The organism is Streptomyces sp. FXJ1.172, assembly GCF_001636945.3.
Lineage (GTDB): Bacteria > Actinomycetota > Actinomycetes > Streptomycetales > Streptomycetaceae > Streptomyces.
On sequence record NZ_CP119133.2, the window covers coordinates 1,855,324 to 1,872,574 of the forward strand.

The following is a 17,251-nucleotide window of genomic DNA, read 5'->3' on the forward strand; positions in this document are numbered from 1 at the left end:
CGCCGGCGCACGGCCGGGCGTCAGCCGGTGTACCCGGCGGGGACGCGGGTGCACGAAGGCGAGGGTGAACCACTTCACGCCGGTGGCCTGGGTGATGGCGGTGGGGTCGGGCGGGCTGCCCCAGCCGTACAGGTAGGGCGCGACGGCAAGGTCCGGACCACTGCCGTCAAGGGGGTGGGCGGCAACCTCCGGCCGGCCCACCCCCTGGGTCTCAGGCCGTCGCGACCTCGTCGTCCCGCTGGGCGAACTGCGTCCGGTGCAGCTCGGCGTACCTGCCGCCGGCCGCCAGCAGCGAGGTGTGCGTGCCGCGTTCCACGATCCGGCCCGACTCCACGACCAGGATCTGGTCGGCGGCCCGGACCGTGGACAGCCGGTGGGCGATGACCACGGCGGTGCGCCCCTCCAGGGCCTCGGTGAGCGCCTCCTGCACGGCGGCCTCGGAGGTGTTGTCCAGGTGGGCGGTGGCCTCGTCGAGGATCACCACGCGCTGGCGGGCCAGCAGCAGCCGGGCGATGGTCATCCGCTGGCGCTCACCGCCGGAGAGCCGGTAGCCGCGCTCGCCGACGACCGTGTCCAGGCCGTCCGGCAGGGACCGTACGACATCGGCCAGGCGGGCGCGGCCGAGGGCGTCCCACAGCTCCTCGTCGGTGGCCTGCGGGCGGGCCAGCAGCAGGTTGGCGCGCACGGTGTCGTGGAAGAGGTGGCCGTCCTGGGTGACCATGCCGAGGGTGGCCCGCAGGGAGGCGGCGGTCAGGTCGCGCACGTCGGTGCCGCCGATGCGGACGGCGCCCGCGTCGACGTCGTACAGCCGTGGCAGCAGCTGGGCGATGGTGGACTTTCCGGCGCCGGAGGAGCCGACGAGGGCGACCGTCTGCCCGGCTTCGGCACGGAAGGAGACACCGTGCAGCACCTCGGAGCCGCCGCGGGTGTCGAGGGCGGCGACCTCCTCCAGGGAGGCGAGGGAGACCTGGTCGGCGGACGGGTAGGCGAAGCGGACGTCATCGAACTCCACGGCGACGGGGCCCTCGGGGACCTCGACGGCGTCCGGCCGCTCCTCGATGAGCGGCTCGAGGTCCAGCACCTCGAAGACCCGCTCGAAGCTGACGAGGGCGCTCATCACCTCGACCCGGGCGCCGGCGAGCGCGGTGAGCGGGGCGTAGAGCCGGGTCAGCAGCAGCGAGAGGGAGACGACCGCGCCCGCCTGGAGGGTGCCGCGCAGCGCGAACCAGCCGCCGAGGCCGTAGACGAGGGCCAGCGCCAGCGCGGAGACGAGGGTGAGGGAGGTGATGAACACCGACTGCGCGGTGGCCGTGCGCACCCCGATGTCGCGCACCCGGGCGGCGCGGGCCGCGAACTCCGCCGACTCCTCCTCGGGGCGGCCGAACAGCTTGACCAGGGTGGCGCCGGGCGCGGAGAACCGCTCGGTCATCCGGGTGCCCATGGCCGCGTTCAGCGCCGCCGCCTCCCGCTGCATGCGGGCCATCCGGCTGCCCATGCGGCGGGCCGGCAGCACGAACACCGGCAGCAGCACCAGCGCGAGCAGGGTGATCTGCCAGGACAGGGTCAGCATCACCGCGAGCGTGAGCACCAGGGTGACCAGGTTGCTCACCACACCGGAGAGAGTGTTGGCGAAGGCGCGCTGGGCGCCGATGACGTCATTGTTGAGACGGCTGACCAGCGCGCCCGTACGAGTCCGTGTGAAGAACGCGACGGGCATGCGCTGCACATGATCGAACACAGCCGTTCTGAGGTCGAGGATGAGTCCCTCCCCGAGCGTCGACGACAGCCGCCGCCCGAGGATGCCGAGCCCCGCCTCGGCGAGGGCGACGAGCGCGATCAGCAGCGAGAGCCGGACGACCCTGCCGGAGTCGTGCCCCGCCACGATCGCGTCGACGACGCGGCCGGCGAGCACGGGGGTCGCGACGGCGAGCAGGGCGGTCACCACCCCGAACAGTACGAACCGGACGATGCCCGCGCGGTGCGGGCGGGCGAAGGCGGCGATACGGCGCAGCGTGGCGCGGGCGAAGGGACGGCGGTCGGCCTGCGCGTTCATCACGCTGTGCAGCTGCGTCCATGCGGTGGTCTCCATGCTCATGCGCAAGAACGTAGAACCTCAAGCTTCGTTGAGGTCAAGGTCCGCCGCATTTCACCCTCGAAGGCCCCGATGACCACAGCCTGCAAGCCGCCAGTCCGTAAGCCGCCGTCCCCGCAGCCGCCACCCGCCGTTGAGCCGGCGCGGAAAACCTCTCGAGGTGTGACAGCAGCACTCCTGCCCGGCCCGGGCCATGGACGCCTTCGCCGGCTCGCCCGGCGCATCCCCGTGCGGCAGCTGCTGTGTCTGCTGCCGCTCCTGCTCGTCGCGGTCGTCGCGGTGCGCGACCGGTCCGTGCTCCTCGAGGGCTTCGGCCGGCTGCGGACCGCCTCCTGGCCCTGGCTGCTGGCGGCGGCCGGCGCCACCTGCCTGACCTGGGTGGCCGCGGCCTTCACCCGGCAGGGCGCCGTGATCCAGCCGCTGCCCCGGTGGCGGCTGCTGGCGACGCAGTTCGCGGCGGCCTCGGCGAACCACCTGCTGCCGACGGGGCTCGGCGCGGGCGCGGTCAATCTGCGGTTCATGACCGTGTGCGGGGTGCCGCTCGCCCGCTCCTCGGCCGCGCTCGCGCTGTATCTGCTCGCCGAGTCCGTCGGCCGGCTGAGCCTGCTGACCGCGCTGCTGCTGCTCTTCCCCGACGCGCTGCGGCTCGGCACGCTGGTCCCCGCCGGGGCCGCCGGCCCGCTGCCGGCGATCGCGGGCGCGCTGCTGGCGGTGACGGTTCTCGCGCTGGCCCTCGTACGACGCCTGCGCGCGCCCGTGCTCCGCTTCGTCCGCACCGCTCTGGGCGAGGCCCGCTCGGTGCACACGCGTCCGGCCCGGGCGCTCGCGCTGTGGGGCGGCTCGCTCGCCTTCCCGGCGCTGCAGGCCGCCGGCCTGGTGGCGGTGGGACAGGCGCTGGAACTGCCGGTGCCGCCCGCGCACATGGCGCTGGCGTACCTGGCCGCGACGGTGGCAGTGGCGCTGGTGCCCACCCCGGGCGGACTCGGCTCCGTCGAGGCGGCGCTGATCGTGGCGCTGGTGGCGGCGGGCGGCCCGGTGGCGCCCGCCACGGCGGTGGTGCTCGCCTACCGCATCATCACCGTGTGGGTGCCGCTGGTGCCGGGCGCGCTCACGCTGGGGGCGCTGGTGCGCCTCAAGGTCATCTGAGGCAGAGTGGCCCTTCGCAGCGCCGTCGCCCCTGAGGAGGGTCCGAAGTGCCGGTCCGCGTGGAGCGCAAGGAGTACGTCACCACGGTCGTCCTGTCCCGGCCCGGGGCCCGCAACGCGGTCGACGGTCCCACGGCCGTGGAACTCGCCCGCGCCTTCAGGGAGTTCGAGGCCGACGAGGGTGCCCGGGTTGCGGTCCTGTGGGGCGAGGGCGGCACGTTCTGCGCGGGCGCGGACCTGAAGGCGATCGGTACCGAGCGGGGCAACCGCGTGGCCGAGGACGGTGACGGCCCGATGGGCCCGACCCGGATGCGGCTGTCGAAGCCGGTGATCGCGGCGGTGGCCGGGCACGCGGTCGCGGGCGGCCTCGAACTCGCCCTGTGGTGCGATCTGCGGGTCGCCGAGGAGGACGCCGTCTTCGGCGTGTTCTGCCGCCGCTGGGGCGTTCCCCTGATCGACGGCGGCACCCTGCGTCTGCCCCGGCTGATCGGCACCAGCCGGGCCATGGACATGATTCTGACCGGCCGCCCGGTCCCGGCCCGGGAGGCCTACGAGACCGGGCTCGCCAACCGCCTGGTGCCCACGGGGTCCGCCCGCGCCGAGGCCGAGGCGCTCGCGGCCGGCATCGCCCGCTTTCCCCAGGCCTGTCTGCGCAGCGACCGCGCGTCGGTCCTCGACCAGGAGGGACTGGACGAGGAGGCGGCACTGCGCACCGAACTCCGCCACGGGATGGGCGTGCTGGCGCAGAGCACCGAGGGCGCCGCCCGGTTCGCCTCGGGTGCCGGACGGCACGGCTCGTTCAGCGAGATCTGACGGGCGGCGCGCGGCCCCGGTGCGCGCGCGGGCCGGTCAGCGGACACTCACCCGCACCTCGCCGCCCCCGGGGTCCACGCGGTCGTGCCAGCGGGCGGTGAGGGTCAGGGCGCGGTGGAGCAGGGCGGTGCCGGGAGCGGGCCGCTCGCGGTGCAGCAGGCGGCCGTCCTGGCGGACGTGCAGCACGGGCCGGCCCAGCGGGGCGGCGGTGCGCAGGACGTAGCGCTCGGGGCGGTCCGCCGGCGCGATGCGGTTCGGGGCGATCCAGCGCAGCGGCGCCTCGACGGTGAGCGGGATCCCGGGTCCGGGCCAGGCGGCACCGGCCAGGAAGCCGAGGACGGCCCGGGCCGCCCGGGCGCCCTCACGGGCCGCGGCGCCCGCGGGTTCGACGGCGTGCAGGACGTTCCCGGCGGCGAAGACACCGGGGCGCGAGGTGTGCAGGGAGCCGTCGACGGCGGGGCCGCGGGTGCCGGGGTCCAGGGCGAGGGCACCGCGACGGGCGAGTTCGTGGTCCGGGATGAAGTCGCCGGTGAACACGACGGTGTCGCAGGACAGTACGGCCGTACGGCCGTCGCGGTGGCGGACGCGGACGCCGGACAGGCGTCCGTGGCCGAGGAGTTCGGCGACCGTGGTGTCCGTGAGCAGCGGGGTGCGGTGCCACAGGCGAGCCGACTGGGCCTGCTGGAACGGCACTTGGGCACGGGGCTGTTCCGTGACCAGGGCGACGACCCCGGCGCCGGCCGCGCGCACGGTCTCGGCCGCCGCGCAGGAGACCGGCTCGGCGCCGACGACGACCGCGCGGGTGCCGACGTACTGCCCGAACAGGTGGACGGCCTGCTGGAGTTCACCGGTGGTGTAGACACCGGCGGGCCGGGTGCCGGGCACCAGCCGGGCCGTGCGCGGGCGTTCCCGGGCACCCGTGGCAAGGACGACGGCCCGCGCCTCGACGGTCTCGGGCCCACCGGGTCCGACGGCATGCAGCACCGGCCCCGCGCACACCGCCCCTTGCCCCATCCCGCCACCGGCCACGAACGCCGGCATGGCCTGGCCGGCTCCGGCCGGGTCCGCCCGGGGCACCCCCGCCACGGCCGCACCCGGGGCCACCCCCCAGTCCAGGACGGTCACCCCGGTCCGGATCACGGCGCCCGCCCGCTCGGCCGCCGCCGCCAGCCGACGGGCGTACCCGGGACCGGTCATCGGCTGCGTAAGGGTGCCGAAGCCGCCGTGGGCGCAGTGCCGGGGTACTCCCCCGGCGTCTGGCTCACGCTCGAGCACCTCGACCCGGCCGGCTCCGGCTGCGGCCAGACGGGCGGCGGCGGTCAGGCCCGCGGGCCCCGCGCCGACGACCAGGACGTCGACCCGGCGAGCGGGCCGTCCCGGTACGCCGGCCGGCCCGTCGCCGCCCGCCGCGCCGCGTTGCGCCCTCACGCCCGGCTCCCCTCACCGCACGGCCCCTCGGACCGCCCCCGCGCCACCGCCCCGCGCACACCCCGCCGGCCCGTCACGCCGGGGTCCCCTCGCCGTGCGCCGCCTCGAGCAGGTGCCGTACCGCCGCCCCGCAGTAGAACCCCTGGCAGCGGCCTGCCCGGGCCCGGGTGCGGCGGCGCAGCCCCTCGAGGGTGTGCGGCGGGATCGGGCCGGCGAGGGCGTCGCGGATCTCGCCGCGCGAGACGCGCTCGCAGTGGCAGACCAGGGTGCCGTACTCGGGGTCGGCGGCGATGAGTTCGGGCCGCTGGTAGGGGCGCGGGAAGGCCTCGCCGAGGTTGGGCATGGTCAGCGGCTCCAGGTCCCGGGCCGGGCCCAGGTCGAGCCCGGTTCCCGCCAGCAGGTCCGTGACATGGTCGGCGATCGCCAGGGACGCGGTCAGCCCGGTGGAGCGGATGCCGCCGACGGTGACGTATCCCTGCTCGGGGTGGGCGGCGATGCGGTAGTCCTCCTGGCCGGTGGCCGCGCGCAGCCCGGCGTAGACGGCGGTGACCTCCTCCTCCAGCAGGGCGGGCAGCACACGGCGGCCCTGGTCCCTGAGGCCGGCGAGGCCGTCGGCGGTGGAGCCGGTGGCGCGCTTGTCGTCCAGGTCCTCGGCGGTCGGGCCGAGCAGGACGTTGCCGTGGACGGTGGGCGCGACCAGCACGCCCTTGCCGAGCGCGGTCGGGACGGGCAGGAGGATGTGCCGCACGAGGGGGCGGGCGAGCTTGTCGTACACGAGGAGCTGGCCGCGGCGCGGGGTGACGGTGAAGTCCTCGTGGCCGAGCAGCCGGTCGACGGTGTCGGCGTGCAGTCCGGCGGCGTTGACCAGGCGGCGGGCGCGCAGCGGGCCGCGGGAGGTGAGCAGGCGGTGACCGTCCTGCCGGCCGGCCTGCGTCACCCTGGTGTTGAGGTGCAGGTCGACTCCGGCGCGGACCGCCTGGGTGGCGTACGCCAGGGGTGTCGTCCAGGGGCAGATGATGCTCTCGCCGGGGACGTGCAGGGCGCCGAGCGCCCCGGGGCCGAGGCGGGGTTCGCGGGCGTACAGCTCGCCGGGACCGAGCAGTCTCGTCTCGTGGTACCCGTTGCGCTCGGCCTTCTCGGCCAGACGGGGCAGCGCGGCCCGTTGCTCCTCGTCCCAGGCGACGAGCAGGGCGCCGACGCGCTCGACGGGGATGCCGGTCTCGGCCGCGTAGGCAGCCAGGCGCGCGTGGCCCTCGCGGACCAGGCGGGCCTCCAGGGTGCCGGGGACCGCGTCGAAACCGGTGTGCAGGATCGCGGTGTTGGCCTTGGAGGTGCCCTGCCCCACGTCGTCCTGGGCCTCCAGCAGGGCGATGCGCAGCCCGGGCCGGCGGGCGAGTTCACGTGCGACGGCGCAGCCGACGACGCCGGCGCCGACGACAGCCACGTCGTACGCCGCCTCGGGCAGCGGTCCGTTCGCGGTGACGGTCATGGGCCGAGCAGGGCCTGGACGGCGGCGCGGAAGCCGGCCCGGCGTTCGGCGGCCTGGTCGGCGCTGATGCGCGGTTCGTACACGGCGGCGGGCTTTGCGTCGGGCAGTGCCTGGTCGACGCCCAGGGTGCGGTCCGCGCCCAGGCGGGCGAGCGCGGCCGCGCCGAGGGCGGTGGCGTCGGGCAGCGCGGAGACCTCGACGGGGAGCTGCAGCAGGTCCGCCTGGGTCTGCATGAGGAGCGCGGAGCGGGTCAGGCCGCCGTCGGCACGCAGGCGGGTCAGGCCGGTGCCGAGGTCTTCGGCAGCGGCGTCGGCGAGTTCGGCGACCTGGGCGGCGATGCCCTCGCACAGGGCGCGCACGAGGTGGCCTGCGGTGGTGTCGAGGCCGAGTCCGGTGAGCGAACCGCGCAGGTCGCCGCGCCACCAGGGGGCGGCGAGTCCGGCGAGGGCGGGGACGAAGGTGACGCCTGCGCTGTCCGGGACCGTGCCGCCCACCGGGTCGAGGTCGGCGGCGGAGGAGATGACGCCGAGGCCGGTGAGCCAGCGGACGGCGGAGGCGGCCGTGTAGACCTGGCCGTCCAGGCAGTAGCTGGTGGTGCCGGCGAGCCGCCAGGCGACACAGCTGACCAGCCCGGAGGTCCCGCGCCGGGGCTGCTCGCCGGTGTGCGCGAGCAGGAACGCGCCCGTGCCGTAGGTGCACTTGGCGGTGCCGGGGCCGGTGACGCGCTGGGCGAGCAGGGCGGCCTGCTGGTCGACGGCCAGGCCGGTGAGCGGGATCTCGGTACCGAAGGCCGTGGTCGTGCCGATGTGCTGGGCGTTGTCGGCGGGCCGCGGGAGCCGTTCGCCGTCGAGGCCGTACAGCTCCAGCGCCCTCGGTGACCACTCGGTGCTGTCCAGGTCGAGGAGCTGGGTGCGGCCGGCGGTGGCGGCGTCGGTGACATAGGCGCCGGTGAGGCGGTGGACCAGCCAGGCGTCGGAGGTGGTGACGACGCCCTCGCGGGTGAGGTGGCGGCGGATCCAGGCCATCTTGGGCGCGGCGAAGTACGGGTCGAGGGGCAGCCCGGTCAGCCCGCGCAACTCCTCGGCGTGCCCGGCGAGTTCGGTGCACACCGTCTCGGCGCGGCGGTCCTGCCAGACCAGGGCGTCGGTGAGCGGGCGGCCGGTGGCCGGGTCCCAGGCGAGGACGGTCTCGCCCTGGTTGGCGAGGCCGAGCGCCACGACCGGTTCGCCCGCTTCGGCGAGTGCCTGCCGGCCGGCGGCGAGCACCGAGCCGTACAGCTCGGCGGGGTCCGCCTCGACCAGGCCGCCGGGCAGGTGCCGGGGACGGACCTCGGCGAACCCGGTGCCGAGGACACCGCGCTCCGGGCAGACCACCAGGGCCTTGGTGCCGGACGTGCCCTGGTCGACGGCGAGCACCGGACCCGTCATCGCACCTTCTCCCGCGTCGCCTCGAAGATCACACCGCTCACCTGGAAGATCACACCGCGTCAGCCTGCCGTCGCGCCGGGCCCGGCGTCAAGCACCGACGGGCGCTCAACTCGCCTGCATAGATAGTTGAGTTGACAACAATGGTATGGAGGTACCGCCGCCTCTATAGTGACCGCCGACCCGCGTACCGCGTCCCGATCCCCGCCCACAGGAGAGCTGTTGCTACGCCACCCCGCCACCTCGCCCGTGTGCCAGTGGCCCGGGACCGACGGCTGATGGCCAGAGAAGGAGCACGTCCCTCCTACGACCCGGCCGGACCCGACCGCGCGCTGCGCGCCGCCCTGCAGGATCTGCGCACCGGCCGCTGGATGGCGATGCGCGCGCTGCTCGCGGACACCGCGAACTGGTGGCAGTGGACCCAGCGCACCCAGGTCCTGGCGGCCGCCGCCGCCGGCACCGACGTGGTGCGCGCCTGGCTCGCCGAGGAGCCGGGCAGCGTCCACGCCGTGGTGATGCACGCCCGGGTCGCGGTGGAGCGGGCCCTGCGCGCGCAGCGTGAACGGCACCGCCGTACCCATGAGTTGTGGATCGAGGCCTGGGACGCGGCCCAGTCCGCCACCCGGACCGCCCCGCACGACCCGGTGCCCTGGGTGTGCCTGCTCGCCCTCGCCCAGCTGGACCCCGACCAGCGCTGGGAGGAGCACCGCGCGGCCGCGCCCGAGCCGATGCTGCCACCGGGGCCCTGGGGGCTGCTGGCCGAGGCCGGCAAGCGCGACCCGTACAACCGCGAGGCGCACCACCGGATGCTGCAGTTCCTGTACGCGCGCGGCGGCACGGGCCGGGTCGCGGAGGCGGCCGGCTATGCGCAGTGGGCCGCCGGGCAGGCCCCGGCCGGATCCGCGCTGCATGTGCTGCCGCTGTACGTCCGGGTCGAGCGCTACCGGCGCGAGAGCGGTCACGACGCGGCGCTCGACCTGCACTGGGTGGCCGAGGACGCGGCCCGCGAGGCCCGGCGCGCCCTGCACTCCTGGTTCGAGCACACCCACCGCGGCGAACGCTCGCTGCTGGACCTCAACCATCTCGCCCACGCGCTGTGGGGATCCCTGCAGTTCCCCGACGCGGCCCGGGTGTTCGACGCGATCGGCCCGTACTTCACTCCCTCGCCCTGGATGCACCGCACCCCCGACCGCGACCGTGCCGTGGAGATCTTCCTCCAGGCCCGGGACCGCTGCCGGAGCGCCGCGGACGGCTCCGGCGCCTGAACGTACCGCCCGCACACGCCCCTTGACCCGGAGGTTTCCCCCGCATGTCCGCCACCCCCGATCCATCGCCGTCGCCGGGCCTGCTCCAGCAGGACGAGGAGCAGCGGCTGCGCGAACTCGGCTACCGGCCGGTGCTGGCCCGCCGCATGGGCGGCTTCGGCAACTTCGCGATCAGCTTCTCGGTGATCTCGATCCTGTCCGGCTGCATGACCCTGTACGGCTTCGGTCTGAACACCGGCGGCCCCGCCGTGATGCTGTGGGGCTGGGCGGGCGTCGGCCTGTTCGTGCTGTGCGTCGGCCTCGCGCTCGCCGAGGTCACCAGCGCCTATCCGACGTCCGGCGCGCTGTACTACATGGCCGACCGGCTCGGCGGGCGGCGCTGGGGCTGGTACACGGGCTGGCTGAATCTGCTCGGTCTGCTCGGCGCGATCGCCGGCATCGACTACGGCGCCGCGCTGTTCACCGGCGCGTTCGCGAACCTCCAGTGGGGCTTCACCCCGACGCCCGCCAAGACCATGCTGATCTTCTGCGCCATCCTGCTGCTGCACGCGGTGCTGAACCTGTTCGGCGTCCGCCTGGTGAGCCTGCTCAACTCCGTCAGCGTGTGGTGGCACCTGGCGGGCGTCGCGCTGATCGTCGGCGCGCTCGCGATCGTCCCCGACCACCACCAGTCGGCGTCCTTCGTGTTCACGAAGTACGTCAACGAGACCGGCTGGCACAACCCGGTCTACGTGGCCGCGATCGGCCTGCTGCTCGCGCAGTACACCTTCTCCGGCTACGACGCCTCCGCCCATCTGTCGGAGGAGACCTCGCAGGCGTCGGTGTCCGCGGCCAAGGGCATCGTGCGGTCCATCTGGGCGTCCTGGATCGCCGGCTTCGTCCTGCTCGCCGGGCTGACCTTCGCCATCCAGAACTACGACGCCACGCGCAACACCGCCACCGGCGTGCCGCCGGCCCAGATCCTGCTCGACGGCCTCGGCACCGGCGGCGCGAGCGCCCTGCTGCTGGCCGTGATCATCGCCCAGCTGTTCTGCGGCAACGCCGAGGTCGCCGCGGCCAGCCGGATGGTGTTCGCGTTCAGCCGGGACGGCGCGCTGCCCGGCTCGCACCTGTGGCGCAAGGTGAGCGGCCGCACCCAGACGCCGGTCGCGGCGGTGTGGCTGGCCGTCGTCGTGGCCGGTGTCCTCGCCCTGCCGTCCCTGTACTCGGCCACGGCGTACAACGCGGTGACCGCCATCAACGTCATCGGCATCACGCCCGCCTACGCCATTCCGGTGCTGCTGCGGCTGCGCGCGGGCGACCGCTTCCGGCCCGGCCCCTGGCACCTGGGCCGCTGGAGCAGGCCGGTCGGCTGGATCGCGGTGATCTGGGTGGCCTGCGTGACCGTCCTGTTCTGCCTGCCGCAGGCCTCCCCGGTCACCGCCGACACGATGAACTACGCCTCGGTCGCGCTCGCCGTGGTCCTCGTCCTGGCGAGCATCTGGTGGTACGTCGCCCGCCGTTCGTACGGCACGCCCACCGCCGCCGCGTACGGCGACGACCGCGACCAGGCCGAACTCGCGGAGGGCATCATCTGAGCCGGCTGCCCGAAGGCGCCGGTCCGGGTGCGAACTGGTGTTCCGGATACGGCAGGATGAACGATCGCGCCGGTCACCGGGGTTCCTCCGGCCGGCGCGTTCGCACATCCCGCACTTCGAGCAGGTGACCACGTGACGACACTTCACAACTCCGCAGCCGGCCCGTGCATCGCAGGTGACCGGTGAACCGCGCGCTGACCCTGGACGACCTCGTCCTCGCCGGTGTCTCCGTCGCCGCGGGCCTGGTGCTCGCCTTCCTGTCGCGCACCCTGCTGCGCTGGCTCGCGAAACACGCCAAGCGGACCAAGTGGAGCGGCGACGACGTCATCGTGGACGCGCTGCGCTCGGTCGTGCCCTGGGCGGCCGTCGCGGGCGGCGCGGCGGCGGCAGCGGCCGTGCTGCCCCTGACCCGGACGGTGCAGCACCACACCGACCAGATCCTCCAGGTGTGGCTGATCCTCGTGGTGACCCTGTCCGCGGCCCGGGTGATCGCCGGTCTGGTCCGCACGGTCACCCAGTCCCGCTCGGGCGTGGCTGGCTCGGCGACGATCTTCGTCAACATCACCCGGGTGCTGGTCCTCGCGATCGGCTTCCTGATCGTGCTCCAGACGCTGGGCATCTCCATCGCGCCCCTGCTGACCGCCCTCGGTGTCGGCGGCCTGGCGGTGGCCCTCGCCCTGCAGGACACACTCGCCAACCTCTTCGCCGGCGTCCACATCCTGGCCTCCAAGACCGTCCAGCCGGGCGACTACATCCGGCTCAGCAGCGGCGAAGAGGGCTACGTCGTGGACATCAACTGGCGCCAGACGACGGTCCGCCAGCTGTCCAACAACCTCGTGGTCATCCCCAACGGCCAGCTCGCCAAGGCCAACATGACCAACTTCACCCGCCCCGAACAGCGGCTGACCGTGCCGGTGCAGGCGGGCGTCGGCTACGACTGCGACCTGGAACACGTCGAGCGGGTGACCGGCGAGGTCGTCGCCGAGACCATGCGCGAGGTCCCCGGTGCCGTACCGGACCACGAGCCCGCCGTCCGCTTCCACACCTTCGGCGACTCCCGCATCGGCTTCACGGTGATCCTCGGCGTCGGCGAGTTCAGCGACCAGTACCGCATCAAACACGAATTCATCAAGCGCCTGCACCGCCGCTACCGGGCGGAGGGCATCCGCATCCCGTCCCCGGCCCGCACGGTGGCCCTCCAGCAGGGGGCGGTGGTGATCCCGCAGCAGCGCAGCGGGGAGGACGTGATCCAAGGGGTCATGGAGTAGTACGCACGTCCGGAATGACGGGAGTGTCCCGGCCGCCAGGGCCGGACGGCGGGAAAACGCGGGCCACTCCCGGACCCCTGTCGAGCCCGCCCCGATCACGAGATATCTTGATGTCGAGCAATGTTGCAGACGTGGAGCGGAGCACCCGGTGACTGACTCGACCATCATCTACACCTACACAGACGAGGCCCCGGCCCTGGCGACGCATTCGTTCCTGCCGGTGATCCAGGCGTACGCCTCGCAGGCCGGTGTACCGGTCACGACGCGCGACATCTCGCTGGCCGGACGCATCATCGCCCACTTCCCGGAGTACCTGAACGAGGACCAGCGCATCCCGGACGCGCTGGCCGAGCTGGGTGACCTGGCCAAGACGCCCGAGGCCAACATCGTCAAGCTGCCGAACATCTCGGCGTCCATCCCGCAGCTGCGCGCCGCCGTCGCCGAGCTGCAGGGCAAGGGCTACGCGCTGCCGGACTACCCGGACGACCCGAAGACCGACGAGGAGCGCGAGATCCGCGCCCGCTACGACAAGGTCAAGGGCTCGGCCGTCAACCCGGTGCTGCGTGAGGGCAACTCCGACCGCCGCGCCCCGGCCTCGGTGAAGAACTACGCCAAGACCCACCCGCACCGCATGGGTGCCTGGAGCTCCGACTCCAAGACCGCGGTGGCCACCATGGGCGTGGACGACTTCCGCTCCACGGAGAAGTCCGTGGTCATCTCCGAGGCCGGTGCGCTGCGCATCGAGCTCAAGGGCGACGACGGCTCGACCACCGTGCTGCGCGAGTCCGTCCCGGTCCTCGAGGGCGAGGTCGTCGACGCCTCCGTGCTGCGGGTCGCCGCGCTGCGCGAGTTCCTGACCGCGCAGGTCGCCCGCGCCAAGGAGGAGGGCGTCCTGTTCTCCGTGCACCTGAAGGCCACGATGATGAAGGTCTCCGACCCGATCATCTTCGGTCACGTGGTGCGCTCCTTCTTCCCGAAGACGTTCGCGAAGTACGGCGAGACGTTCGCCGCCGCCGGTCTGACCCCGAACGACGGTCTGGGCGGCATCCTCAAGGGCATCGAGGCCCTGCCCGAGGGCGCCGAGATCAAGGCCTCCTTCGACGCCGAGCTGGCCGAGGGCCCCGCGCTGGCCATGGTCGACTCCGACAAGGGCATCACCAACCTGCACGTCCCCTCCGACGTGATCGTGGACGCCTCGATGCCGGCCATGATCCGCACCTCGGGCCACATGTGGGGCCCGGACGGCCAGGAGGCGGACACCCTCGCGGTGCTGCCGGACTCCTCCTACGCCGGCGTCTACCAGGCCGTGATCGAGGACTGCCGCGCCCACGGCGCCTACGACCCCTCGACCATGGGCTCCGTGCCGAACGTCGGCCTCATGGCGCAGAAGGCCGAGGAGTACGGCAGCCACGACAAGACCTTCGAGATCCCGGTCACGGGCACCGTCCGCCTGGTCGACCAGGCCGGCAACGCCGTCCTGGAGCAGACCGTCTCGGCCGGCGACATCTTCCGCGCCTGCCAGACCAAGGACGCCCCGATCCGCGACTGGGTCAAGCTGGCCGTCACCCGCGCCCGCGCCACCGGCGACCCGGCCGTGTTCTGGCTGGACGAGGGCCGCGCCCACGACGCGCAGCTGATCGCCAAGGTCCGGCAGTACCTGCCGGAGCACGACACCGAGGGCCTGGACATCAAGATCCTCTCCCCCGTCGAGGCCACCAAGCTGTCGGTGGAGCGCATCCGCCGCGGCGAGAACACCATCTCGGTCACCGGCAACGTCCTGCGTGACTACCTGACCGACCTGTTCCCGATCCTGGAGCTGGGCACCAGCGCCAAGATGCTCTCGGTCGTCCCGCTGATGGCGGGCGGCGGCCTGTTCGAGACGGGCGCCGGCGGCTCCGCGCCGAAGCACGTCCAGCAGCTGGTCAAGGAGAACTACCTGCGCTGGGACTCCCTCGGCGAGTTCTTCGCCCTGGTGCCGGCCTTCGAGCAGTACGCCGAGACCACCGGCAACACCCGCGCCAAGGTCCTCGCAGACACCCTCGACCGCGCCACGGCGACCTTCCTCAACGAGGACAAGTCCCCGACCCGTCGCGTCGGCGGCATCGACAACCGCGGCAGCCACTTCTACCTGTCCCTGTACTGGGCGCAGGAGCTGGCCGAGCAGACCGACGACGCCGGCCTGGCCAAGGCGTTCGCGCCGCTGGCCGAGTCCCTCGCGGCCGACGAGCAGAAGATCGTGGACGAGCTGATCGCGGTCCAGGGCTCCCCGGCCGACATCGGCGGCTACTACCAGGTCGACCAGGCCAAGGCGGACGCCGTCATGCGCCCGTCGGCCACCTGGAACGCGGCGCTCGCGTCCCTGGCCTAAGCTCTGCGGCGCCTGAGCCGACCCGCTGACCCCGCCCCGGCCGGTACTCCCCGGCCGGGGCGGAGCCGTCTACGGGATCCGCTCACCCGTGTCTGCTCGTACAGGAGTCGCCGAGCCGCGCGCTCACCATTCCCGGGGCGCGATCAGCTCCCCCGCGGATGTGACACCTTGATCCTGCGCCACGCCACCGACAACGCCCCCTGGAGCAGCCCGTGACCTGGTCCGGCCCCGCCTACAGCCTGCTGCCCGGCGACCCCGCCTCCCCCGTGCTGCTGCACGTGCCGCACTCGGCGCGGGCCGTGCCCGGGGACGTGCGCGCCGGGATCGTGCTGGACGACGCCGGGCTGGAGCGGGAGCTGGACCACATCACCGACGCGCACACCGCAGAACTCGCCGAGCGGGCGGCCGAGTTGGCCAGGGCGACACCCTGGCGGTTCGTGAACCGGCTGTCCCGGCTGGTCGTGGACCCGGAGCGGTTCCCGGACGAGCGCGAGGAGATGGCCGCCGTCGGGATGGGCGCCGTGTACACGCGGACCACGCACCGGGGCGAGCTGCGGGCCGCGGACACCGATCCGGAGCCACTGCTGGAGCGGTACTTCCGGCCGTACGCGCGAGCCATGACCGAGGCGGTGGCGGACCGGCTGGCCGCGACCGGGCAGGCCGTGATCATCGACGTGCACTCCTACCCGAGCGCACCGCTGCCCTACGAACTGCACGCAGGCGGCCCGCGCCCGCCGGTCTGCCTGGGCACGGACCCCTTCCACACCCCGCCACGGCTGACCGGAGCCGGGCGCGAGGCCTTCGCGCCCTGCGGCGGAACGGGCCTGGACAGCCCCTTCGCCGGGACGTACGTACCGCTGGACTTCTACGGCACCGACGCGCGGGTCTGCGCCCTGATGGTGGAGATCCGCCGGGACACCTACATGGCGGAGCCGGGAGGGGCGGCCGGGCCGGGGCTGGAGCAGGTGGCCACGGCGCTGGCGACGCTCGTGGACGCGGTGTCCCAAACGCCCCGGAGAGACGCGTAGGGCACGGGGAACCGCGCGGCCGGCACGACTCCCGCACACGCCCGACGGCACGCCCCGGCGCCCGGCCCTCCACATGGCGCACTCCCGCGCGACAGCCGGGGACCCCCGTACCAGGGTGGAGGGCATGACCGAGGAGACCACGCTCACCGGCCAGGCCCCGCCGCCCGTGCGGGACTGGTCCACGCCCGACCTGGACGGGACGGACTTCGACCCGGTGCTCGCCGGCCTCATGCGCGAGGGTCCGCTGACCCGGATCCGGCTGCCGTTCGGCGAGGGCTGGGCGTGGCTGGCGACCCGGCACGACGACGTGAAGCTGATCACCAACGACCCGCGGTTCAGCCGGACCGAGGTGACATGCCGTCAGGTCACGCGCATGGCCCCGAACTTCGCGCCCCGGCCGGGCTCGCTCGCCTGGGCCGACCAGCCCGACCACAACCGGCTGCGCAAGCCCGTCGCCGGCGCCTTCACGGTGAGCGCCATGAAGCGGCTGCGGCCCCGTGCCCAGGCGATCCTGGACGAGCTGGTGGACGGCGTCGTACGGGACGGGCCGCCGGCCGATCTGATCGAGCGGGTGCTGGAGCCGTTCCCGCTCGCCGTGGTCAGCGAGGTGATGGGCGTGCCCGCCGCCGACCGGGAGCAGGTGCACGCCTGGACGCGGGAGATCATCTCCACCAACGGGGTGGAGGCGGCCGGCCGGGCCAAGGACGGACTGTACGGGTGGATCACCCGGGCCGTGCGGGCCCGGGCCGCGAGCCCGGGCGAGGACGTCTACTCGATGCTCGGCGCGGCCGTGGCGCGCGGGGAGATCCGCGAGGAGGAGGCCGTCGGGCTCGCCGGGCCGCTGCAGATCGGCGGCGAGGCCGTCACCCACAACTGCGGGCAGATGCTGTATCTCCTGCTGACCCGGCCGGAGCTGATGGAGCGGATGCGGGCGCGCCCCGAGGCACGCGGTCCGGTGCTGGAGGAGTTGTTCCGGTGGATCCCGCACCGCAGCTCGGTGGGGCTCGCCCGGATCGCGCTGGAGGACGTGGAGATCGCCGGGCACCGGATCAGCGCGGGCGAGCCGGTCTACGTCTCCTACCTCGCCGCCAACCGCGACCCGGCCGTCTTCCCCGACCCGGACCGCATCGACCCCGACCGCGATCCCAACCCGCACGTGGCGTTCGGCAACGGCCCGCACTTCTGCACCGGCACACTGCTGGCCCGGCTGCAGACGGAGCTGCTGGTCGGCACCCTGCTGGACCGGCTGCCCGGGCTGCGGCTCGCGGTGCCGCCGGAGCAAGTGCTCTGGCGGCACAGGACGATGATCCGCGGCCCGCGGACACTGCCCGTGACCTGGTCCGCCTGACCGGGT

At 74.0% G+C, this 17,251-nt stretch carries 12 protein-coding genes; 8 read left to right on the forward strand and 4 right to left on the reverse strand.

From position 1 onward, the window contains the following. Positions 1-211: 211 nt before the first annotated feature. Positions 212-2,089: an ABC transporter ATP-binding protein gene (locus A6P39_RS08305; RefSeq protein WP_067053682.1), complete on the reverse strand. Its 1,878-nt coding sequence runs from the start codon at positions 2,087-2,089 to the stop codon at positions 212-214. A 165-nt stretch (positions 2,090-2,254) separates the two neighbouring features. Here A6P39_RS08305 and A6P39_RS08310 point away from each other — a divergent pair, with 165 nt between their 5' ends. Then, positions 2,255-3,238 carry a lysylphosphatidylglycerol synthase transmembrane domain-containing protein gene (locus tag A6P39_RS08310; protein ID WP_234379177.1) on the forward strand — a complete coding sequence of 328 codons (984 nt, stop codon included), beginning with the start codon at positions 2,255-2,257 and terminating at the stop codon, positions 3,236-3,238. A 47-nt stretch (positions 3,239-3,285) separates the two neighbouring features. Beyond that, a complete protein-coding gene (locus A6P39_RS08315; protein ID WP_067053686.1) occupies positions 3,286-4,050 on the forward strand; it encodes a crotonase/enoyl-CoA hydratase family protein in 765 nt (254 codons plus the stop codon). A 36-nt stretch (positions 4,051-4,086) separates the two neighbouring features. Here A6P39_RS08315 and A6P39_RS08320 read toward each other — a convergent pair whose 3' ends face one another. The 3 genes from A6P39_RS08320 to A6P39_RS08330 form a co-directional block, all read right to left on the reverse strand. Continuing rightward, the gene (locus A6P39_RS08320) at positions 4,087-5,400 is read right to left on the reverse strand and encodes an FAD-dependent oxidoreductase (protein ID WP_067054012.1); all 1,314 of its coding nucleotides are present in this window, start codon (positions 5,398-5,400) and stop codon (positions 4,087-4,089) included. 151 nt (positions 5,401-5,551) lie between these two features. Next, positions 5,552-6,967 (reverse strand): FAD-dependent oxidoreductase, encoded by a 1,416-nt coding sequence (locus A6P39_RS08325; RefSeq protein ID WP_067053688.1) that lies wholly within the window; start codon positions 6,965-6,967, stop codon positions 5,552-5,554. Next, the gene (locus A6P39_RS08330) at positions 6,964-8,394 is read right to left on the reverse strand and encodes an FGGY family carbohydrate kinase (protein ID WP_067053690.1); all 1,431 of its coding nucleotides are present in this window, start codon (positions 8,392-8,394) and stop codon (positions 6,964-6,966) included. The genes A6P39_RS08325 and A6P39_RS08330 overlap by 4 nt, the downstream gene beginning before the upstream one ends. A gap of 275 nt (positions 8,395-8,669) precedes the next feature. Between A6P39_RS08330 and A6P39_RS08335 the strand changes: the two genes are divergently transcribed. The 6 genes from A6P39_RS08335 (at position 8,670) to A6P39_RS08360 (ending at position 17,245) form a co-directional block, all read left to right on the forward strand. Then, positions 8,670-9,656, forward strand: coding sequence for a hypothetical protein (locus A6P39_RS08335; RefSeq protein ID WP_199840979.1), 987 nt, complete (start codon positions 8,670-8,672; stop codon positions 9,654-9,656). 44 nt (positions 9,657-9,700) lie between these two features. Then, positions 9,701-11,233, forward strand: coding sequence for an amino acid permease (locus A6P39_RS08340; RefSeq protein WP_067053692.1), 1,533 nt, complete (start codon positions 9,701-9,703; stop codon positions 11,231-11,233). A 182-nt stretch (positions 11,234-11,415) separates the two neighbouring features. After that, entirely contained in the window at positions 11,416-12,501 is a 1,086-nt protein-coding gene (locus A6P39_RS08345; RefSeq protein WP_067053694.1) for a mechanosensitive ion channel family protein, read from the forward strand. Between the two features lie 148 nt (positions 12,502-12,649). Continuing rightward, positions 12,650-14,869 (forward strand): NADP-dependent isocitrate dehydrogenase, encoded by a 2,220-nt coding sequence (locus A6P39_RS08350; protein WP_067053696.1) that lies wholly within the window; start codon positions 12,650-12,652, stop codon positions 14,867-14,869. 212 nt (positions 14,870-15,081) lie between these two features. Continuing rightward, the gene (locus A6P39_RS08355; RefSeq protein ID WP_067053698.1) at positions 15,082-15,897 is read left to right on the forward strand and encodes an N-formylglutamate amidohydrolase; all 816 of its coding nucleotides are present in this window, start codon (positions 15,082-15,084) and stop codon (positions 15,895-15,897) included. A gap of 124 nt (positions 15,898-16,021) precedes the next feature. Beyond that, complete coding sequence (locus tag A6P39_RS08360; RefSeq protein WP_067053700.1) at positions 16,022-17,245, forward strand: cytochrome P450; 1,224 nt, start codon at positions 16,022-16,024, stop codon at positions 17,243-17,245. The last annotated feature ends 6 nt before the right edge of the window (positions 17,246-17,251 follow it).